Raw genomic sequence first — 18,874 nt, forward strand, 5'->3', positions numbered from 1 at the left:
TTTACCCGCAATATCTCGTAGCGAGCCCATGAGCTGGACTGCCGCCGATATCCCCGATCAGCAGGGTCGAACGGTCGTCATCACGGGTGCCAACAGCGGTATCGGTCTCGAGGCGACGCGCGAACTCGCGCGCAACGGTGCGACGGTGATCATGGCCTGCCGGAGCGCGGCGCGGGGCGCGGAGGCCGTCAGCGATATCCGCTCGGACGTTCCCGACGCCGACCTCCGCGTCGAGGAGTGCGACCTCGCGGACCTCGAGTCGGTCCGGTCGTTCGCCGACCGCCTCGACGGCGAGGACCTCGACGTGTTGATCAACAACGCCGGCGTCATGGCGATCCCCCGCTCGGAGACCGAAGACGGGTTCGAGACCCAGTTCGGCGTCAACCATCTCGGTCACTTCGCGCTGACGGGACTGCTGCTCGAGAACCTGGGACTGAACGAGGACGGCGACTCCCGGATCGTCACCGTCTCGAGCGGCGTCCACGAGAGCGGCGCGATCGACTTCGACGACCTCCAGGGCGAGGCGTCCTACGACGAGTGGGACGCTTACGCCCAGTCGAAACTGGCCAACGTGCTGTTCGCCTACGAACTCGAGCGCCGGCTGCTGACGGCGGACGCGAACGTGAAGAGCAACGCGGTCCACCCGGGCTACGCGAACACGCGCTTGCAGTTCCGCGGCCCCGAACAGCGCGGTAGCCGGATCCGGAAGGCGGCGATGAAGGTGATGAACACCGTCCTCGCGCAGTCGGCCGAGATGGGCGCGCTGCCGACGCTGTACGCCGCGACCGCGCCCGAGGCCGAGGGCGGCGCCTACTACGGTCCCGGCGGACTCATGAACATGCGCGGCACGCCCGAGCGCCAGGCCTCCTCGGAGCGCTCCTACGACGAGGAGACGGCGCGCCGACTGTGGGACGTCTCGAGCGACCTGACCGGCGTGACCTACGACCGGCTGCCCGAACCGGCGCAGCCGGTGGAACGGTAGCCCGCGTCTACCTCGGCTACCGACACGCGCCGATCGCCCGTAACGGACCCGACCCGTTCGGAACGTGTTCGGCGGACAGTGCCAGCAGCACTCTTAGATACGCCTGATTCGAACCCCGAATGTGAGTAACACTCATGAGAAACGATAACGACAGGTCACTCGTTTCGCGTACCATCGAGGGGGTGGAGACGCTAGTCAGCACGGAATCCGGTGAGATCTTCGTCGACGTCCCCGCGGCGAACGCCCGCTACGTCCGCGTCGAGGAGGGCGATACGATTCAGGAAGGCGATATCCGCTCGCGGTCGGCGGACGAACTCGCGTCCGAATCGCTGCGGAAGTGGAGGGTAGAGTCGATCGGACCGGAGACGATCATCGGAACGGATCGGGAAACGGACGAGCGACGCGAATGGGATCGCGAGGAACTCGAACAAAAGCTCGCGATCGGGTCGCTCAGCACGAGCCTCAGCGGGTTCGAGCGAGCGACGGTTAGCGGAACGGCGGACGCATCGAACGGGGAACCCGTCACCGTGACCGTGTACGGAAACGATAGTCGAAAGTTCACACAGACGTACCGCCCCGTCGATGATACCGACCGCGACGAGCGCCGTCTCGAACTGGCGACCGCTGACGAGCGTGTCGAGGCCTTCGACGACGACCTCCGCGAGCGGTTCGATAGCACGGTCGCGCTCGCACTGCGAAACGAAGGGTACGCGGTCTGACCGACGAACGGCCGGTTCCGCGGCGTTCGAATCGCCGCGCGGTCTCGTCGCGTCCCGGTCGCGGTAACCGTAACGCGAAAGGTCGCACGGACTAACTCCTACCTAATGAGCGACGACGGTATCCAGCGCGCGAGCGACGTCGGCTCGTCGGACGCCCCGCCGGTCGAGGAAAAGCCCTACAAGATCGTTTTCGAGGCCAACAAGTGCTTCGGCGCGGGCAAGTGCGCCGAGGTCAGCGACAACTGGGAGATGTCCCTCGCCTCGGGGATGGCCCAACCGAACGAGTACTTCTTCGGCGAGGAGGACCTCGAGCACAACGTCCGCGCGGCGGAGATCTGTCCGGCCAAGAAGGACGACGGCTGCATCCACGTCGTCGACCGCCGGACCGACGAGGAGATCGCGCCGGACCCCCACGGCGACGGGACGCTGAGCGTCGACTGGTAGCGACTCGAGCGGGACTTCCTCGGTCCGCTCGCTCACTCCGTTCGCTCGCGGTACACATCGAAACGCACATCCCACCGCGCGGACAACGATCGATTGCTTTCTGTGCGAGGGTAGCCAAGCAGGCCAACGGCGGTGGGCTTAAGACCCGCTCCCGTAGGGGTCCTTGGGTTCAAATCCCAACCCTCGCATGTCGCCGCGAACACCCCGTGAGCGGCGACTGCGTTCTTGGATTTGAATTACGCAAGACGCAGCGCGAACGGAGTGAGCGATCGTCTTGCGGTGGTTCGAATCCCAACCCTCGCATACCGACTCGAGCGACAGTGAGAGTCGTGTCTGCGAACGCGGGATTCGAACGAGACGAGTCGAAGCGTCCGAGCGAACCCTCGCCTTTCTGTCGGACTGTACCGCGATCGCCAGCGGTCGGACGGGGGCAGTAATCAATCTCTCCACATGTAGTGTTCGATACCGACAGCGCAGTAGCGTAATGGCAACCGCAGTATACGCAAGTGCCAATTGCTTTAGGAAGAGGTGCTTTCCGGGTCGGTGTTCTTGCTCAAGGTAGGCATCGTTATGAAACAAACAGAGGCATTCCGCGTTCTCGCGAGCGCCGACCGTCAGCTCGTCCTCCACGAGCTACTGGAACACGACGGGGCGGCCGATATCGACGAAATCTCTCAGCAGGTGGCCGCTCGGCGACACCGCCTCTCGTCCGGTAAGATCGACGACGGGATGATCGAGCGCGCACACGTCCGGCTCGTCCACGCTCACTTCCCGCATCTCCAGGCGCGAAATCTGATCGATATCGACTGGGACGACGAAGCAGTCGTGTTGACCGACGACGAGTGCGTCGACCAGCTCCTCAAGGCCGCCGAAGAGTTAGAGAGCTGGCCGCCGACGGATCTGCTCGAACGGCCGTCGCGCAGCCGTTGAGAGGGTTTCGAGACAGCCAGGAATAGCGGACCGTACTGGTTCCCTGAGAGTTGCAATTTTATCCTTGCAGCCGCATGCTCAGGTATGGCGTCTGTAGACGAGGCGGACGAAACCGATCTGGGGGAGGCGATCGATATTCTGTTAGTCGAGCCGAACCCCGGCGACACCCGTCTCTTCGAGGAAAACTTTCGCGACGCGAAGCTCATGAACGCCGTCCACGCCGTCACCGACGGTAAGGAGGCGCTCGACTTTCTCCATCAGCGGGGCGCGTACGGCGACGCGCCGCAACCGGATCTGATCCTGCTCGAGCCCCAGCTCCCGGGAACCAGCGGGATGGAGGTGCTCTCCGAACTGAAAAACGAGCCACCGCTGGACGAGATCCGCGTCATCGTGCTCACGAGTTCGGAGATGGGCGAGGAGATCGTCCGCTCCCACGGCCTCGAAGCCGACGAGTACATCCGCAAGCCCGTCGAGACCGAGGAGTTCATCGACTTCGTCCGGGAGGTCGAGGACTTCTGGTTCGCGATCGTCAAAAACGAGTCCGACGACTGAGCGGACCGGGCCGCTTAGAAGGGGTACTCCCGCCGTTCGCGCTGGACGGAGACAACTTTCGTCGTCGTCAGTTCCTCGAGGATCGCCTCGCCGTTGTACCGGCCCATGCCGGACTGTTTCATTCCGCCGAAGGGGACGTGGGGTTCGTCGTTGATCGGCTGATCGTTGATGTGGATCATGCCGGTGTCGATCCCGTCGGCGATCGTCCGCGCCTGCTCGAGATCCTCGCTGTGGACCGACCCCGACAGGCCGTGGATCGTGTCGTTGGCCAGTTCGATCGCCTCCTCGTCGCTCGAGTAAGGGATCACGGGCGCGACGGGGCCGAAGTGTTCGTTCGCCGCGGCGGCCATGTCGTTGTCTGCGTCGGAGAGGACCGTGGGTTCGACGACCAGCCCGTCGGCCTCGCCGCCGGTCTCGAGGGTCGCGCCCTCGTCGACCGACGTCTCGACGTACTCGAGGATCTGATCGCGCTGGCTCTCGTCGATGATCGGGCCGATGATCGTGTCGTCGTCGCGCGGATCGCCGGTCGGGAGGTTCGATGCGCGATCGGTGAGCATCCCGACGTAGTCGTCGTAGACGCTCTCGTGGACGAGGTGGCGGTTGATCGAGATACACGCCTGTCCCTGGTGGAGGAACGAGCCGAAGACACCGCCGTCGACCGCGCGCTCGACGTCGGCCCCGTCGGTGACGACGTGGACGTTGTTGCCGCCCAGTTCCAGCGCCGGGAGCGCGCAGTTTTGCGCCGCGTTCGCGGCGACGCGCTGGCCGATTTCCGTCGATCCGGTGAAAGCGAGCACGCGGGGCGTTTCGTGGTCGGAGATCGCGTCGCCGATCTCGGAGCCTCGTCCCGGGACGACGCTTAGCAGTCCCTCCGGGACGCCGGCGGCCTCGAAGATCCGCGCGAGCAGCAGTCCGCCGGTGATCGGCGTGCTCGAGGCGGGCTTGAGCACGACGCCGTTGCCGGCGGCGAGCGCCGGCGCGACCGCCCGCATCGAGAGGTGCAGCGGGAAGTTCCACGGCGAGATGACGCCGACGACGCCGACGGGTCGGCGCTCGGCGACGTTCTCCTTGCCCGGCGTGATCGAGTCCATCTGCTGGCCCGACATCCGGAAGGGGTAGCTCGCGGCCTGTTGCATCATGCCGCGGGCGGTCTGGATCTCGGCCTCGCACTTGACCCGCGTGCTGCCGGACTCGACGGCCAGCAGGTCGGCGATCTCCTCGCGGTTGTCGCCGACGAACTGGATGGCCGCCTCGATCACGCCCGCCCGCGCCTGCGGCGGTTGCTGGGCCCACGACTCCTGGGCCGCCGCCGCGGCCTCGTAGGCCCGATCGACGTCGTCTTCGGTGCCCGCCGGGACAGTCCCAATCTCCTCGCGCGTATAGGGGTTCTCGACCGACATCGCGTTCCGATCGCCGCCGTCGGTCCACTCGCCGGCAAGGTAGAGCGCGTTCCAGCCGTCATCGGGCGCCAGTGGCAGGTCCGTCATAGCGAGTGGTAACCGTCGTGTGCGCAAAAGGAGCACACTCGCAGACGCAACGTGGATGCGCTCGCTCAAACGAGCACGATATTCGTCCACCGTCGAGGGCTGCCCGTTGCCGACAGCGAGCGCGGCGGATCAGGTCCGGAGCTGCGCGTTCGGCATCGCGAAGCCGGCGACGAGATAGATGCCGACGGCCGCGACGAGCGCCGCCGGGATACCGACGAGCGTGTCCAACTCAACGAACCCCGTCGCGAACACCACGATGCCTGCGGCCGAGAGCGCGAACCCCGCGGCGACTCGGTGGAAACCGCGCAGCGGCGCGGCATCGTCGGCGGGCTCCAGTTCCTCGAGGTCGCCGCCCTCACCCGACTGCATAAACACCGGGGGGAAACAGAAGACGCCGAGTCCGACCAGCAAGCCGGCGATGGCGCCGATCGTGATGTTGTCGAACGTAATGTAACCCATTACCGTGAAGGCGATGATGTCCATCATCCCCGCCGCTGCGCCGATCCGCGTCGGCGTCAGCGGTCCGTCTCCAAACGGGTTCGACTCGGTTTCGCGTGCGGGTTCCATACCTGACATGTAACTCTGAATTAGTTTATACCTGACTATGACTTATCGTCGAGAATAGCCCTCCGATGCCGTTCCCGCCGCACGACTAGTCTGACGGAGCGAGCGACGGCATCGTGATCCGCGCGAAACGGCGGCTCTACGCGCTCGCCGGTATCGCCGCCGGGATCGCTGCGTACCTCGGCGTCGTGGTCTGGCTCTCACCGCTCGCGCCGTAGTCACGACTCCATCGCGGGGAAGTCGATGTACTCGGGCGCCACCGCGTCGGTCGTGTACGTTTCCCGGCCGCGTTTGGTGATGCGCTGATCGTCCGCGAGCATCGCCGTAGCGTCGACGACGAGCACGACAGGATCGTTCGCGTGGCGCTGCCCGACGCGGCGGGCCGCCTCGCGGCTTCCAGAGAGGTGGACCTGCTGGCGGGACATCGGTCGGAGTCCGTCCTCGCGGATCGACGCCAAGGTCGCTGGCGCCGTGCCGTGATACAGTTCGTCGGGGACCGGCTCGTCGGTCGGACCAAGATCAACGTCGACGGAGTGACCGTACGACGCCCGGACGAGCCCGTTCCCGGCTCCGTCGTCGGTCCCGCTGGCGTCCGTCCGTTCGAACCGTCCCTTCGGATCCGTCGCGATCACCGCCGCGACGTGGCACGGCTCCGCCCAGTCGTACTTCGCTTCGACCGCGCCGGCGAGGGCCTCGTAGTCGGTCCAGCCGTGTGCGTCGAGCTCGAGACCTACGTCCTCGGGGAAGTGTCGAAGCGCGCCGCTGACGAATTTCGAGAGCCGACGGCGTCGCTCGCCGGAGAGCAGCAGCGCTCCGCGGGCGTCGCAGACCGGACACCGCCCGTCGGTGCTCGAGTACGGTCCGTGTGCCGCGCAGGTTCGGATCGGCTCCGTCACGGGCGCCCGTACTCGCTCGAGCGAAACCAATCGCTCGATCTCCCAGGCGTCAGTCGCCCGTCCGGAACGACAGGTCCAGCGACGGCGCCGAGTGAGTCAGCGACCCCATCGAGATGACGTCGACGCCCGTGGCGGCGTAGTCGGCGACGGTCTCGAGGGTGATGCCGCCGCTGGCCTCGGCGAGCGCGGCGTAGTCGGCGAGCAGGTCGACGGCCTCCCGCGTCTCCGCGGGGCTCATGTTGTCCAGCAGGACGATATCGGCGCCCGCGTCGGCGGCCCGCGGCGCGTCCTCGACGGCCTCGACCTCGACGTCCAGTTTCGTGGCGAACGACGTCCGCGCCTGGAAGTGTTCGATCGCGCCCTCGAGTCCCATCTCGGCAACGTGGTTGTCCTTGACCATGACCATGTGCGAGAGGTCCAGTCGGTGAGTGTCGCCGCCGCCCGCGCCGACGGCGCGCTTCTCTACGCCGCGCAGGCCGGGCGTGGTCTTGCGGGTCGCGGCGACCCGGACGTCGTCGGATTCGGTGCGGGCGCGCTCGACGACCTCGTTCGTTCGCGTGGCGATCCCCGAGGCGTGGCCCGCGAGGTTGACGGCGACGCGCTCGCCCCGCAGGACTTCGCGTGCGCCTCCCTCGACGCGGAGCAGTTCGTCGCCCGAGTCGATGGCCGTGCCGTCCTCGAGCGCTTCGTTGACCGCGACGCCGAGGTACTCGAAGACGGCCGCCGCGGCCTCGAGGCCCGCCGCGACGCCCGATTCCTTGGCGACGAGGCGGCCGGTGGTCTCGCCGGGAACCTGATTAGTCACGTCGTGGTGGCCGACGTCCTCGCGGAGCCAGCGTTCGACCTGTGCGTTCGTAATCATCGGTGGTCAGTCGTCCGCCGGGGATTCGGGTTCTGCCGTCGCCTCGTCGCCGTCGCTCACGACGTAGTGACAGCCTACCGACTCGTCGTTCTCGCCGGCGGCGCGGGCGATCAACAGGGTGACGACGCAGGCGTTTCGGAGTTCGTAGAGATCCCGCGCCGTCCGCGTCCGGATGTACGCGTCGACCTCGCCCTTGAGCCGCCGGAGGACGGCGCTCGCGCGAGCGATCTCCTCGGGGTCGCGCTCGAGGCCGAGATACTCGTCCATCGTCCGCTTCAGCCGGACGGATTTCTCGGCGGCGAACCGCTCGGGCAGGTCGGGATCGCTGTTGCGGAGGTCGGGCGCCTCGACGACCTCGGGTTCGGCACCGGAATCCGCGGCGTCCTCGCCGGCCCGTAGCCCCCAGACCAAGCCCTCGAGCAGGCTCGTACTCGCCAGCCGGTTGGCGCCGTGGACGCCCGTGCGGACGCACTCGCCGACGGCGTAGAGCCGATCGAGCGACGTTCGCCCGTTCTCGTCGACTGCGATCCCGCCACACAGGAAGTGCTCGCAGGGCGCGACCGGAATCTCGTCGCCCTCGATCCCGCGGTCGCGACACTTCTCAGCGATGGCGGGGTACTCCTCGGCGAACTCGCCCTCAAGCGTACTCACGTCCAGCACGACCTCGCCGGTTTCCTCGCGCTCCGTCTCGACGGCGCGGGCGACGATGTCCCGCGGCGCGAGTTCGGCGTCGGGGTGGTAGTCGTCCATGAACCGCTCGCCGTGGCCGTTGCGGAGCACGGCGCCCTCGCCGCGCAGGGCTTCCGAGAGCAGGAACGGATCGTCGCGCTCCGCGGCGTCGCCGCTTCGCCTCGAGGCGCGTTGCGCCTCGCAGTCGTACGCAGTCGGGTGAAACTGCACGTACTCCATGTCTTCGACCTCGGCGCCCGCGAGCGCGGCCATGGCGATCCCGTCGCCGGTCGCGTCGTCGGGGTTAGTCGAGCGCGTGTAGAGCGCGCCGATCCCGCCGGTCGCGAGGACTGTCGTCCCGGCGAAGACGGGGTGGCCGTCGGGTTCCTCGTCGGTCAGGACGCCGTGCACTCGCCCCTCGTGCGTGATCAGGTCGAGCGCGGCGGTGTCTTGCCGGACCTCGATTCGGTCGTGGTCGTCGACGTAGTTGAGGAACGGCCGGAGGATGTGGGTGCCCGTCGCGGCGTCGACGTGGAGGATGCGATGGTTGGAGTGGGCGGCCTCCCGAGTGTAGTCGAACTCGCCCTCGCTCGTCTCGTCGAACTCGATCCCGAGGGTCTCGAGCAGCACGTCTTCGACGGCGTCGTCGGCGTGCTCGACTAACACGTCGATCGCGTCGGGATCCGCGGTCCCGTCACTGGCCTCGAGGATGTCGCGTTTCAGGCTCTCGGGGTCGCCTCGCGTCGTCGAGATGCCGCCCTGGGCCCAGTCGGTGCTGGCGCCGTCGGGTTTCTCGGCTTTCGTCAGTAAGAGAACCTCGGCGCCCTCCCGGGCGGCCGCGAGCGCGGCCGCACAGCCAGCGATCCCGCTGCCGACGACCAGAACGTCCGCAGTCTCCGGCGTTGCATCCTGCGTTGAATTCGGTGTATCGGTCATGGCTTCGAATTAGATCTCGAGCATGCGCTCGAGCGCGACGCCCGCGAGTTCCTTCTCCTCGGGCGCGACCTCGATGACGTTGCGTTCGCGGCCCTCGACGAGTTCCTCGAGCACCCAGGTGAGGTAGTTGGGGTCGATCTGGCGCATGGCGTTGCAGTCCATGCAGGCGTCGCCACAGAGCGGCAGAACGTTCACCTCGGGGTGCCAGCGCTGGAGGTGCTCGGTGAGGTGGATCTCGGTCCCGATGGCCCACGTCTCGTCGGGATCGGCGTTTTCGACGGTCTCGCAGATCGTCGCCGTCGAGCCCGCTTTGTCGGCGGCTTCGACGACCTCGCGTCGGCATTCGGGGTGAACGATAACCTTCGCCTCGGGGTGTTCCGCCCGAATCTCGGCGATGTGGTCCTCGCGGAACCGCTCGTGGACCTGGCAGTAGCCGTCCCAGAGGATGATGTCGCTCTCGGCGACCTCGTCGGCGTCTTTCCCCTCGGGATCCCACGGGTCCCACTCGGCGATCTCGTCTTCCATGTCCAGCCGGTGGGCCGTGTTCTCGCCGAGGTGTTTATCGGGGAGGAAGAGGACCTTGTCGCCCCTCTCGAAGGCGTACTCGAAGGCCTTGTGTGCGTTCGAGGAGGTACAGACGAGCCCGCCCTGGCTCGCACAGAAGGCCTTCAGGTCGGCGTAGGAGTTCATGTAGGTGATCGGGACGATGTCGGCGTCGGGCGCGGCCGCGGTGATCTCGGCCCACGCGCTGTCGACCTGCAGGGCTTCGGCCATCCCGGCCATCGGACACGAGGCCTCCATGCTCGGGAGGATCACCGTCTGCTCGTCGTCGGTGATGATGTCCGCGCTCTCGGCCATGAACGTCACGCCGCCGAAGATCACGTACTCGGCGTCCGCGTTCGCGGCCTCCTTCGAGAGTTGGTAGGAATCGCCGATGAAATCGGCGTGCTCGACGATCTCCCGGCGCTGATAGTTGTGCCCTAAGATCACGACGTCGTCGCCGAGCGCCTCGAGCGCCGCCTCGATACGCTCCGTACGCTCATCTTCTTCGAGATCGCGGTATCGGGGCGGTAGTTGTTCGAGGTTATCGTATTTGAACAGACTCAAATCGGTCTCCAGCTCCGCCGTTTCCATTTTGACCATTTCACGTCACCTGTGGGTACCTCCATGTCACACCGCTCTGTTGAAGAAGTTTTTCCTTCGATACCGCATACCGGCGGAATACCATCGAGGGATACGCGAGTCGAAAACGGATCATCGGTGGTTCGCGCCGACCTATCGGTCGTTTCCGCTGACAGTCTCTTCTCCTTGTAGTGATCCCTTTCCGCTCGCGTCCCTAGAGACCGTATGGCACTCGAGGAGGTCTTTTCACACTTCACCCGGCGGGACTGGGAGGAGGAATCGCCCGAGGGAACGGTTCGCCTCGCCGTCGTCGGCGTCGGGGGCTTCGCCCGGAAGCGCGCGCTCCCGGCGATCGCCGAAGGCCGGTACTGCGAGACGACGGCGCTGGTTTCCGGCTCGCCCGACCGCACGCGGACCGTCGCCGAGTCGTTCGACGTTCCCCACGTTCTCGGCTACGACGCGTTCCTGGCCGGCGACCACGCGGAGACCTACGACGCGGTCTACGTCGCGACGCCGAACGCCACCCACGGCGAGTACGCCGTCGCCGCCGCGGAGCGCGGGAAACACGTCGTCTGCGAGAAGCCCCTCGAGACGACCCGCGAGCGCGCCGCCGGGATCGTCGACGCCTGCGAGTCGGCCGGCGTGACGTTGATGACGGCCTATCGGCTGCAGACCGAGCCGACGATCCGGCGGGCGCGGGAACTCGTCCGCAGCGGCGTCATCGGCGATATCGTGCAGGTTCACGGCGGCTTCTCGCACCCGCTGCTCGAGGGCGCCGACCCCGACACGTGGCGTCTCGATCCCGACCTCGCGGGCGGCGGCGCGCTGGTCGATCTGGGCGTCTACCCGCTCAACACGATCCGGTTCGTCCTCGAGGACGACCCCGCGGACGTCTACGCCACGACCCACTCGAGCGGCCCGCCGTTCGACGCGGTCGACGAGCACGTCGCCTTCCAACTCGAGTTCGCCAGCGGCGCGACGGCCTCGTGTACGGCCAGCTTCGACGCCCACGCCAGCAGCCAGCTCGACCTGATCGGCACCGAGGGGAAGATCCACGTCGAGTCGCCGTTCGGCGGCGTCGTTCCCCAGGAGATGGTCGTCGAGAGCGGCGACGTCTGCATGGAGTACACGGGCCCGCGGGTCGACGAGGTCTGCGAGGAGTTCGACTACTTCGGCTACTGCGTGCTGACGGGGACGGCGCCCGAACCCGACGGACAGGACGGGCTCGCGGATCTCGAGGCAATCGAGGCCGCCTACGAGTCAGCCGAGACGGGGTGTCAGGTGGAACTCGAGTGATCGGCGTCGGGTAGCTCTCGAGTGACGGTTCGGCGGCTGGACCTCGAGATTCGATGTGGGCCGGCGTATCAGCGCGGACGGAAACGGGCCGATGAAACGTCGCGGCAACACACGGTCTCTGGTGCTCGCGCTGGCAACGGGGAGTACCACCCCCTCCCCAGCCGATTCGCTCGTTCGCATTGCTCACTCACTCATCCCTCGCGCGGCGTTATCGATCGTCCTCATGACGTTCGGCCGGCCTCGCTCCTCGCGGTCGCGCCTCGCCGGCAGCGCGCGCCACCGCGGTCGCAGTCACTCAGTGATTCCCACGGAGGTACGTTTGGGAACGACTGTATTTCGAGGAGAAAACGACCCTCAGCCCGTCAGGAGGACGCTTCTTCCCACGGCGTCGACTCGGCGTCGACCAGTTCGAACAGCTCGTCGAATTCGTCGGGGAACTGCGCCTCGAGGCGGGCGATCGGCGCCGCTCGAGCCGATCCGCTCAGAGCCGGTCGGGTGCGAGTTCGTCGATCGTCGTCTCGACGACGTCCCTCGAGGCCGGTTCCGGAACGACGACGATGGGGTGGTCGATCCCCGTCTCGGCGACGAGCGTCCGAAGCTGCTCGCGTGCGTCGTCCGGCGTGCCGGCGACGCCGAGATCCGCCAGCATCGCGTCGGTCACCGCGTCGGCGGCCTCGCCCTTCTCTCCGCTGCGCCACGCGTCAGCGATGCGGTCCGCGCGCTCGGGGTACGCCGTCGCGACGGCTCGGCGATACCCTTCGCCGCTGCCGACGTAGTAGGCGATGTGCCGGCGCAGCGTCTCCCGAGCCTCGTCGGGATCCTCGCTGACCGCCGACGGAACGTAGGGCGCGATCGCGATCTCGCTCGGATCGCGGTCGCGCTCGCGGGCCGCGTCCGCGACTTCCTCGAAGGCCTCCTCGAGGTGCGAAAACGGGATGTTGTGGGGGATCCAGCCGTCGCAGAGCCGGCCGACGACCCGCCGGTTCGCCGGCCCGAGACCGGCGTGGTAGATCGGCACCGAGGTCTCGAGCGACGGGAAGTCGGCGGCCGCGAGCACCTCGCCGTCGTAGTCGACGCGGCCGTCGCCGGCGGTGTACGCGCGGACGAGTTCGATCGTCTCGTGGGCCCGCCGGACGGGGCGATCGAACGCCATCCCGTGGAGGTCCTCGACGGCCTTCGGGGTGCTGGTCCCGACGCCGAGCGTGAAGCGGCCGTCCGAGGCCCGCTGCAGCGACGCGGCGGTCATCGCGAGCACGGCCGGTGACCGCGAGTAGACGTTCAGGATCGCGCTCCCGAGTTCGATCTCGTCCGTTCGACACGCCATTTCGGTTAGCTGGACGACGCCGCTCTCGCCCCAGAGTTCGCCGACCCAGACGGCGTCGTAGGCCAGTTGCTCCGCGCGGACCGCGATGTCCGCGAGATCGAGGTCACCGAACGACGTTACCATGAGTCCGACGTCCATGCTCCCGACAACGGGAGCCAACAAGAAAAAAATCGAGCTACCCGTCGAACGAGAACCCGAGGCCGTCATCGGACCCGGGGTCGCTGCCGTCGTCGTAGACGACGATCTCTCCGCCGGCGGTGACGACCACGTCGAACTCGTCGACGCCGAACTCGAGGCCGAACGACGCCGCGTCCCCCCGTGCGGCCGCGTGCTCGAGCAGCCGCTCGAGCGCCTCCGGATCGATCGTCTCCCACAGCGGGTCGATATCTCGCGGCGAGCGATCCGCGACGGTCGAGACTGCACGGACAACCGCACTCGAGAGCTGGCTGGAATCGGTCGGATCGAAATGGACGCGGTGAGCGGGCGAATCCTCGTGGTCGGACAGAAGGCCGTTCATTGCACGTTGTACGCCCGCCAGCGCGTTGAAGGGGCGGACGGTATATGCCTGGCTTTATAAGGGTCAGCGGATGACCGAGTTCTCGATCAGCGCCTTCAGCCCGCGGCGGAGGCGCCCGCTGACGGCCGACGAGGAGACGCCGAGCGCGGCCGCGAGATCCTCGACCGAGGACTCCCGCGGGTCCTCGAAGTAGCCGCGTTCGTAGGCGGTGACGAGCGTCTCCTGTTGAACGGGCGTCAGCCCGTAGCCCTGTCCCAGGTTCCGGTCGCCGTCCTCGGCGTGGTAGAGCCGGTCGACGGTGAAGGCGACGTCCTTGCTCCGACAGTGATCGCGAAATTCCTGTAACCGGTCAAGCTCGGGCACCTCGAGGGTCGCGATCCAGCCCCCGTGACCGCTCGAGGCATGGAGGACTCGCATTCCGAGTTCGGCAGCGCGGGGCAACACCAGCCGTTCCGCCGAGGTCAGCCGCATCCGGTAGACGCGGAACTCGCCCCCGTCGATGACGACCGTCGGCTCCGAGACCGTGGGATCGTCGGCGACGACGCGGTCGAACGCGTCGAAATCGCCGCCGTAGGTCTCGAAGAAGAGGTAGTACTCCCCCGGCCCGGCGATCGTCTGGTACTCGAGTTCGGTAGTCATCTCCGGAAGCGCCTGGATCGTCGGGGTAAGCACCAGCTCGGGGTGGACGAGCGTGATTTCGGCGATGACCCGCGCCTCGCTCATGCGCTACTATTTGTTACCAGTACTCATGAAGCTTGGAGTCCTGGAGTGTGGTCGATGCGGGCTCTCCCCGCCGCCGTTCGGGACCGCCGACGCGCCGTCAGCAGTCGAACCCGTCGAAGACGATGTCGCCGTCGACCATCGTCATCGCCACGTCGATCTCGTCGATCCAATCCGACTGCTCCCACGGTGACGCCTCGAGGACGACCAGATCGGCCCGCTTCCCGACCTCGACGGTCCCGAGACGGTCCTCGTCGAACCCCGCGTAGGCCGCGCCGCGCGTATAGGCCCGCAGCGCGTCGGTAACCGACAGTCGCTGTGCCTCGGTCGGCGCGTTGACGGCGTAGTGGATTCCGAGCAGCGGATTCAGCGGCATACAGTCTGAGCCGAAGGCGAGCGGGACGCCGGCCTCGAGCACCCGCCGGAATCGATTGGTCCGATCCCGCCGCTCGCGACCCAACCGCCTGTCGTAGAGGCCGCCCTCGTCCGCCCAGCGGTGGAAGTTCGGCTGCATCGACGCGACGATACCGGCCTCGGCCATGCGTTCTATCTGGTCGTCGGTCGCCAGTTCCGCGTGTTCGATCCGGTGGCGCCGTCCGCCGGGGTCGGCCGTCGACTCGAGGGCCGACAGCGTCTCCTCGATCGCCGCGTCGCCGATGGCGTGGACACAGACCTGATACCCGGCGCCGTCGGCGCGCTCGATCAGTCCGGCGAGATCCTCGGGGTCGACGACCCACTGGCCGCGGTCGTCGCCTTCTTCCGTCTCGCGTGCTGTGTCCGCACCGTCCGCTTCGTTCGCACTGACGTCCGCCTCGCCCGTACTGGCGTCGACGTACGGCTCCCGGAGCCGCGCCGTTCGACTCCCGAAGCTCCCGTCGGAGAAGGACTTGATCGCGCCCGTCCGGACGCGGTCGCCGCCCGCGTTCGTCGCCAGCCCGACCTCCTCGAGGGCCTCGAGATGGTCGCTCCAGTAGTCGATCCGAACGCGAAGGGGCAGGTCGCCGTCGGCGGCCATGTCGCGGTAGACCCGGGGCGCGACCGAGCCGCGGACCTTGTCGTGAACGCCGGTAACGCCTAACTCGACCGCGCGTTCGGTCGCCGCGGCGAGGACCTCGCGCATTTTCTCGCGGCCGGCGGTCAGTTTCCGGCGGACGGCCTCGGCGGCGTCTTCGACGGCGACGCCGGTCGGCTCGCCGCCCGACCGCCGCAGATCGGAGGCGGGGAGGTCGTCCGCGAGCCGCTCGAGGGCGATCGAGTTCAGCGAGGCGGTGTGCAGATCGACGCGCATCGCGACGACGGGGCGGTCCTCGCTGACGCGGTCGAGTTCCGCGCTCGTGAGCGGTCGCGTCCGCGACTCCGCCCACTCGCTCTCGTCGTAGCCGAAGCCGAGGACCCACTCGCGGTCCGGTTCAGTATCGGCGTGGGCCGACAGCGTCTCGAGGCAGTCTTCGAGACTCGTCGCGGCCGAGAGATCGGCGTGGACGAGGTGCTGTCCGAGCTGTTCCATGTGCGTGTGGGCGTCGACAAAGCCCGGCAGGACGGTCCGGCCCTCGCAGTCGATCACGTCGGTCTCGACGCCTGCGAGGAACGATACCTCGTCGCTGTCCCCGAGACGGACGATCTCGCCGTCGCGGACGGCGACCGCCTCGTGGACGACGTCGGGCTCGTCGAGGGTGTGGACCGCCGCGTTCACGAGCAGGCGGTCGGCGGCGTCGGTCATGCTCGAGAGCGTGTCGGCGAGGGCCAAAACGGTTCGGGAGAAAGTCCCTGCCGGGCTCGGCCAGAAAGGCCGACCGCGGCAGCCCCTTTCAGTCCCACCCGAAAGCCCCGACTCGCTGGGCGTGGGCGCCCAGCGAGTCGCCCCTTTCAGTCCCGCCCGGGATCGGTTGATCAACCGGCCGACACCCGTGGCAGCCCCATCCTTTTCGGACTTTTTCCGGATCGCCTGCCCAGGTGGCGAAGCCGGCCGGCCGATGTTCGCGATCGGGCCAATCATCGAAACTGCGGTAGCGGGTTCGATCTTCGGTGGTGGATTCAATCGGCCGCCTCGGGCCGACCGGAACACGGCCGGCTCGAGCGAAATCGTCGGTCCCGTACCGCTGAGCGTGCAATCGGGCACAAGCTTAACCTACCGGCTCGTGGACCGGCCGGTATGATCGATCGTGACGGCCGCATCGTCTTCGGCTCGCTCCTGGCGTTGGTCCTCGTGCTCACCGTGTCGATCGTCGTCGAGGAGCAGTTCGGCGTCGGCTTGCGGGAGTATCCGGTCCTGTCGTTTCTGGTCTTCGCCGGTCTCGCACTGGCCGCCCCCCAGCTGTATCTCGCCGCGACCGACGACGAGACCGCGGACGACGACCCGACGCGGAGCCGCGTCCAGTTCGCCGCCGTCGCGACGGCGGTCTTCGCGCTCGCCTTCGCCGACGACACGTCGGGAATCAGCTATCTCGTGATCGCGGGCATCGGCTCCTGTGCGGTCCTCGCGCTCGTCTGCTACGAGGCACTGCGCTGGCACCGCGGCTCGAGCGAGGGGAGCCTCTCGCAGGCGCGGTGATCGGCCTCGCGTGCGAAATCAGCAATCCTTAGGACCGACCGCCGTTTTGGGCAACGCATGACAGACCCCGAGGACCTCGTCGAGCGAGTACGCGAGGGCGAGTTGCGCCTGCACGAACTCGAGGACCACGCCGACCACGACACCGCGGCCGAAGCGCGCCGGCTGTTCCTCGAGCGCGAGACGGCAACGGAACTCGAGGCGATCGGCGACTACGCGTTCCCCGCCGAGGCCGCGGAGCCGAACATCGAGAACATGATCGGCGCCGCGCAGGTGCCGATGGGCGTCGTCGGTCCCGTCCCCGTAGATGGCGGCGCGGCCACCGGCGATCACTACCTGCCGCTGGCGACCACCGAGGGTGCCCTGCTGGCGTCGGTCAACCGCGGGCTGGGCGTGATTCGCTCCGCGGGCGGCGCGGACGCCCGTGTGACGAAAAACGGGATGACCCGCGCGCCGGTGTTTCGGGTGGCCGGCGTCGCCGAGGCCGCCGAGACCGTCGAGTGGGTCAACGAGAACACCGAGGCGCTGGCCGAGGCCGCCGAGTCCACGACGAGCCACGGCGAACTGATCGACGTCGAACCGTACGTCGTCGGCGACTCCGTCTACCTGCGCTTCGCCTACGACACCAAGGACGCGATGGGGATGAACATGGCCACCATCGCGACCGGCGAGGCCTGCGAGATCGTCGAACGCGAGACCCCGGCCGATCTCGTCGCGCTCTCGGGCAACCTCTGCTCGGACAAGAAGCCCGCCGCGATCAACGCCGTCGAGGGCCGCGGGCGCTCGGTGACGGCCGACGCCGTGATCCCCGGCGAACTCGTCGAGGACCGCCTGCACACCACGCCGGAGGCTATCGCCGAGGCGAACACGCGCAAGAACCTTACCGGCAGCGCCAAGGCCGGCAGCCTCGGGTTCAACGCCCACGCGGCCAACGTCGTCGCCGCGGCCTTCCTCGCGACCGGCCAGGACGAGGCCCAGGTCGTCGAGGCCGCGAACGCGATCACGACCATGGACGCCCGCGAGCGCGAGGACGGCACCACCGACCTCTACGCCAGCGTCTCGCTGGCCTCCCTCGAGGTCGGCACCGTCGGCGGCGGGACGAAGCTGCCGACCCAGTCCGAAGCGCTCGAGGTGCTGGGACTGCGCGGCGGCGGCGACCCGCCGGGCTCGAACGCCGACGCCTTGGCCGAGATCATCGCCGTCGGCGCGCTGGCCGGCGAACTCTCCCTGCTCGGGGCGCTCTCCTCGCGACACCTCGCGAGCGCCCACGAGGACCTCGGGCGCTGAGTTCCGACCCTCGACGCGTTTTTACTTCGGATAGAAGATTCGACCGCCGAGACGGTCCGACTACGCGTTCTCCGGGGCGGCCTCGCGCTCTTCCGTCGCTTCGTTCCGAGCGCGAATCGTCGTTCGCGCGGTGTAACTGCCGGCGCCGATGAGCAGCACGAGACCGACGAGCATCGGGAGCACGCTCGAGGCCAGCACGACCAGCCCCAGCCCGACGGCCGAAACCGCGTGCGAGACCGCGAAATCCCGCCGCCCGTACGCGCCGTGGAGGAGGGCGACGGCGGCGAACGTCGCGGCGAAGGCGCCCAGCCCCAGCGTCGTCGCGTCGACGCCGAACAGCGTCTCGTCGATGAACCGCCCGTACGCGACGAGCGCGAGCGCCGCTATCGATCCGGCGCCGATCGCCTGCTCCTGTACGTCTACCGTCTCGTCCATGTTCCCGGGTTGTCGGTCGCAGTGCAAAGCCCTGCCGTTCGCTGTCGGTCGGCTACAGCCGTCGGTACCGGCCGCGGCTCTCGCTGACCTCGCCGCGTCCGACGAGTTTCTCGAGCGCGTCCTGTGCGTACTCCGCCGAGACGCCGCGTTCGCCGGCGTAGTCGATGATTTCGTCTTCGGTCGGTCGCTCGAGGTCCTCGAGTGCCCGTTCGACGATCTCCTTCTTGCTGCCGCTGCGGGTCGGTCCGCGCGGGTCGCGCTCGCCGGCGGCCGAGACCTCCTCGACGTCGAGACCGGATTCCTCGAGGTACTCGTCGTCGTCGACGACGCCGTCGGCGACCTCGTCCTCGAGGGCGTTAAAGGAGTCCAGCTCGGCGAATGCCTCGCCCTCGCCCTGCCGGTTCGCGAGCATCGACGCGCGGACGTCGCGGGCGTGGCCGGCGTCGTCGGTTTCGACGAACTTCTTGCGCTTCTCGTAGGCCTTCCGCGCGCCACACCGTGGACACTGGGTCGTCTCGGAGCGACCCTCGATGATCCAGAGGTTCGAACACTCGCTACAGCCGACGACGGCGTACATGACTCGC

20 protein-coding genes and 1 tRNA gene are annotated in these 18,874 nt (G+C 67.7%); 9 read left to right on the plus strand and 12 right to left on the minus strand.

From position 1 onward, the window contains the following. Nucleotides 1-28: 28 nt before the first annotated feature. The 6 genes from HTUR_RS02610 (at nt 29) to HTUR_RS02635 (ending at nt 3,627) form a co-directional block, all read left to right on the plus strand. Nucleotides 29-982: an oxidoreductase gene (locus tag HTUR_RS02610; protein ID WP_012941739.1), complete on the plus strand. Its 954-nt coding sequence runs from the start codon at nt 29-31 to the stop codon at nt 980-982. 134 nt (nt 983-1,116) lie between these two features. Beyond that, a complete protein-coding gene (locus HTUR_RS02615) occupies nt 1,117-1,701 on the plus strand; it encodes a hypothetical protein (protein WP_012941740.1) in 585 nt (194 codons plus the stop codon). A 105-nt stretch (nt 1,702-1,806) separates the two neighbouring features. After that, nucleotides 1,807-2,145 (plus strand): ferredoxin, encoded by a 339-nt coding sequence (locus HTUR_RS02620; RefSeq protein ID WP_012941741.1) that lies wholly within the window; start codon nt 1,807-1,809, stop codon nt 2,143-2,145. Between the two features lie 104 nt (nt 2,146-2,249). Beyond that, nucleotides 2,250-2,333, plus strand: a tRNA-Leu gene (locus HTUR_RS02625). A gap of 382 nt (nt 2,334-2,715) precedes the next feature. Then, nucleotides 2,716-3,075, plus strand: coding sequence for a DUF7344 domain-containing protein (locus HTUR_RS02630; protein ID WP_012941742.1), 360 nt, complete (start codon nt 2,716-2,718; stop codon nt 3,073-3,075). 84 nt (nt 3,076-3,159) lie between these two features. Next, on the plus strand, nt 3,160-3,627 hold the full coding sequence (locus HTUR_RS02635) for a response regulator (RefSeq protein WP_012941743.1): 468 nt from the start codon (nt 3,160-3,162) through the stop codon (nt 3,625-3,627). A 14-nt stretch (nt 3,628-3,641) separates the two neighbouring features. Here the strand turns inward: HTUR_RS02635 and HTUR_RS02640 are convergent, their stop codons facing one another. The 6 genes from HTUR_RS02640 to nadA all read right to left on the minus strand — a co-directional run bounded on the left by HTUR_RS02640 (nt 3,642) and on the right by nadA (nt 10,184). Beyond that, entirely contained in the window at nt 3,642-5,114 is a 1,473-nt protein-coding gene (locus HTUR_RS02640; RefSeq protein WP_012941744.1) for an aldehyde dehydrogenase family protein, read from the minus strand. 129 nt (nt 5,115-5,243) lie between these two features. Next, nucleotides 5,244-5,681 carry a hypothetical protein gene (locus HTUR_RS02645; protein ID WP_012941745.1) on the minus strand — a complete coding sequence of 146 codons (438 nt, stop codon included), beginning with the start codon at nt 5,679-5,681 and terminating at the stop codon, nt 5,244-5,246. A gap of 215 nt (nt 5,682-5,896) precedes the next feature. After that, a complete protein-coding gene (locus HTUR_RS02650; protein WP_012941746.1) occupies nt 5,897-6,574 on the minus strand; it encodes an RNA 2'-phosphotransferase in 678 nt (225 codons plus the stop codon). Nucleotides 6,575-6,623: 49 nt separating this feature from the next. Beyond that, on the minus strand, nt 6,624-7,436 hold the full coding sequence (gene nadC / locus HTUR_RS02655; protein WP_012941747.1) for a carboxylating nicotinate-nucleotide diphosphorylase: 813 nt from the start codon (nt 7,434-7,436) through the stop codon (nt 6,624-6,626). Nucleotides 7,437-7,442: 6 nt separating this feature from the next. Beyond that, a complete protein-coding gene (locus HTUR_RS02660) occupies nt 7,443-9,041 on the minus strand; it encodes an L-aspartate oxidase (protein WP_012941748.1) in 1,599 nt (532 codons plus the stop codon). A 9-nt stretch (nt 9,042-9,050) separates the two neighbouring features. Next, nucleotides 9,051-10,184 carry a quinolinate synthase NadA gene (gene nadA, locus HTUR_RS02665; protein WP_012941749.1) on the minus strand — a complete coding sequence of 378 codons (1,134 nt, stop codon included), beginning with the start codon at nt 10,182-10,184 and terminating at the stop codon, nt 9,051-9,053. 204 nt (nt 10,185-10,388) lie between these two features. Between nadA and gfo6 the strand changes: the two genes are divergently transcribed. After that, nucleotides 10,389-11,459, plus strand: a complete 1,071-nt coding sequence (gene gfo6 / locus HTUR_RS02670) for a D-xylose 1-dehydrogenase Gfo6 (protein ID WP_012941750.1) — start codon at nt 10,389-10,391, stop codon at nt 11,457-11,459. Nucleotides 11,460-11,940: 481 nt separating this feature from the next. Here gfo6 and HTUR_RS02675 read toward each other — a convergent pair whose 3' ends face one another. The 4 genes from HTUR_RS02675 to HTUR_RS02690 form a co-directional block, all read right to left on the minus strand. Further along, entirely contained in the window at nt 11,941-12,921 is a 981-nt protein-coding gene (locus tag HTUR_RS02675; RefSeq protein WP_012941751.1) for an LLM class flavin-dependent oxidoreductase, read from the minus strand. 37 nt (nt 12,922-12,958) lie between these two features. Further along, a complete protein-coding gene (locus tag HTUR_RS02680) occupies nt 12,959-13,300 on the minus strand; it encodes a HalOD1 output domain-containing protein (RefSeq protein WP_012941752.1) in 342 nt (113 codons plus the stop codon). A 63-nt stretch (nt 13,301-13,363) separates the two neighbouring features. Further along, complete coding sequence (locus HTUR_RS02685; protein WP_012941753.1) at nt 13,364-14,023, minus strand: helix-turn-helix domain-containing protein; 660 nt, start codon at nt 14,021-14,023, stop codon at nt 13,364-13,366. Nucleotides 14,024-14,120: 97 nt separating this feature from the next. Beyond that, nucleotides 14,121-15,740: an amidohydrolase gene (locus HTUR_RS02690; RefSeq protein ID WP_012941754.1), complete on the minus strand. Its 1,620-nt coding sequence runs from the start codon at nt 15,738-15,740 to the stop codon at nt 14,121-14,123. A 432-nt stretch (nt 15,741-16,172) separates the two neighbouring features. Here HTUR_RS02690 and HTUR_RS02695 point away from each other — a divergent pair, with 432 nt between their 5' ends. Further along, the gene (locus HTUR_RS02695; protein ID WP_012941755.1) at nt 16,173-16,571 is read left to right on the plus strand and encodes a hypothetical protein; all 399 of its coding nucleotides are present in this window, start codon (nt 16,173-16,175) and stop codon (nt 16,569-16,571) included. Nucleotides 16,572-16,628: 57 nt separating this feature from the next. Beyond that, a complete protein-coding gene (hmgA, locus tag HTUR_RS02700; RefSeq protein ID WP_012941756.1) occupies nt 16,629-17,855 on the plus strand; it encodes a hydroxymethylglutaryl-CoA reductase (NADPH) in 1,227 nt (408 codons plus the stop codon). 60 nt (nt 17,856-17,915) lie between these two features. On the opposite strand, the gene HTUR_RS02705 is transcribed toward hmgA, so the two are convergent. Together HTUR_RS02705 and HTUR_RS02710 are read right to left on the minus strand one after the other, a co-directional pair. Further along, nucleotides 17,916-18,290 carry a hypothetical protein gene (locus tag HTUR_RS02705; RefSeq protein ID WP_012941757.1) on the minus strand — a complete coding sequence of 125 codons (375 nt, stop codon included), beginning with the start codon at nt 18,288-18,290 and terminating at the stop codon, nt 17,916-17,918. Between the two features lie 52 nt (nt 18,291-18,342). Next, nucleotides 18,343-18,867, minus strand: a complete 525-nt coding sequence (locus HTUR_RS02710; protein ID WP_012941758.1) for a DUF5817 domain-containing protein — start codon at nt 18,865-18,867, stop codon at nt 18,343-18,345. Between the last annotated feature and the right edge of the window lie 7 nt (nt 18,868-18,874).

Source organism: Haloterrigena turkmenica DSM 5511, assembly GCF_000025325.1.
GTDB classification, from domain to species: Archaea; Halobacteriota; Halobacteria; order Halobacteriales; family Natrialbaceae; genus Haloterrigena; species Haloterrigena turkmenica.

Excerpts from the sequence above, each read along its gene's own strand:
- HTUR_RS02610 (WP_012941739.1), top strand. The coding sequence starts at position 29 with ATGAGCTGGACTGCCGCCGATATCCCCGATCAGCAGGGTCGAACGGTC.
- HTUR_RS02615 (WP_012941740.1), top strand. The coding sequence starts at position 1,117 with ATGAGAAACGATAACGACAGGTCACTCGTTTCGCGTACCATCGAGGGG.
- HTUR_RS02620 (WP_012941741.1), top strand. The coding sequence starts at position 1,807 with ATGAGCGACGACGGTATCCAGCGCGCGAGCGACGTCGGCTCGTCGGAC.
- HTUR_RS02630 (WP_012941742.1), top strand. The coding sequence starts at position 2,716 with ATGAAACAAACAGAGGCATTCCGCGTTCTCGCGAGCGCCGACCGTCAG.
- HTUR_RS02635 (WP_012941743.1), top strand. The coding sequence starts at position 3,160 with ATGGCGTCTGTAGACGAGGCGGACGAAACCGATCTGGGGGAGGCGATC.
- HTUR_RS02640 (WP_012941744.1), bottom strand. The coding sequence starts at position 5,114 with ATGACGGACCTGCCACTGGCGCCCGATGACGGCTGGAACGCGCTCTAC.
- HTUR_RS02645 (WP_012941745.1), bottom strand. The coding sequence starts at position 5,681 with ATGGAACCCGCACGCGAAACCGAGTCGAACCCGTTTGGAGACGGACCG.
- nadC (WP_012941747.1), bottom strand. The coding sequence starts at position 7,436 with ATGATTACGAACGCACAGGTCGAACGCTGGCTCCGCGAGGACGTCGGC.
- HTUR_RS02660 (WP_012941748.1), bottom strand. The coding sequence starts at position 9,041 with ATGACCGATACACCGAATTCAACGCAGGATGCAACGCCGGAGACTGCG.
- nadA (WP_012941749.1), bottom strand. The coding sequence starts at position 10,184 with ATGGTCAAAATGGAAACGGCGGAGCTGGAGACCGATTTGAGTCTGTTC.
- gfo6 (WP_012941750.1), top strand. The coding sequence starts at position 10,389 with ATGGCACTCGAGGAGGTCTTTTCACACTTCACCCGGCGGGACTGGGAG.
- HTUR_RS02675 (WP_012941751.1), bottom strand. The coding sequence starts at position 12,921 with ATGGACGTCGGACTCATGGTAACGTCGTTCGGTGACCTCGATCTCGCG.
- HTUR_RS02680 (WP_012941752.1), bottom strand. The coding sequence starts at position 13,300 with ATGAACGGCCTTCTGTCCGACCACGAGGATTCGCCCGCTCACCGCGTC.
- HTUR_RS02685 (WP_012941753.1), bottom strand. The coding sequence starts at position 14,023 with ATGAGCGAGGCGCGGGTCATCGCCGAAATCACGCTCGTCCACCCCGAG.
- HTUR_RS02690 (WP_012941754.1), bottom strand. The coding sequence starts at position 15,740 with ATGACCGACGCCGCCGACCGCCTGCTCGTGAACGCGGCGGTCCACACC.
- HTUR_RS02695 (WP_012941755.1), top strand. The coding sequence starts at position 16,173 with ATGATCGATCGTGACGGCCGCATCGTCTTCGGCTCGCTCCTGGCGTTG.
- hmgA (WP_012941756.1), top strand. The coding sequence starts at position 16,629 with ATGACAGACCCCGAGGACCTCGTCGAGCGAGTACGCGAGGGCGAGTTG.
- HTUR_RS02705 (WP_012941757.1), bottom strand. The coding sequence starts at position 18,290 with ATGGACGAGACGGTAGACGTACAGGAGCAGGCGATCGGCGCCGGATCG.
- HTUR_RS02710 (WP_012941758.1), bottom strand. The coding sequence starts at position 18,867 with ATGTACGCCGTCGTCGGCTGTAGCGAGTGTTCGAACCTCTGGATCATC.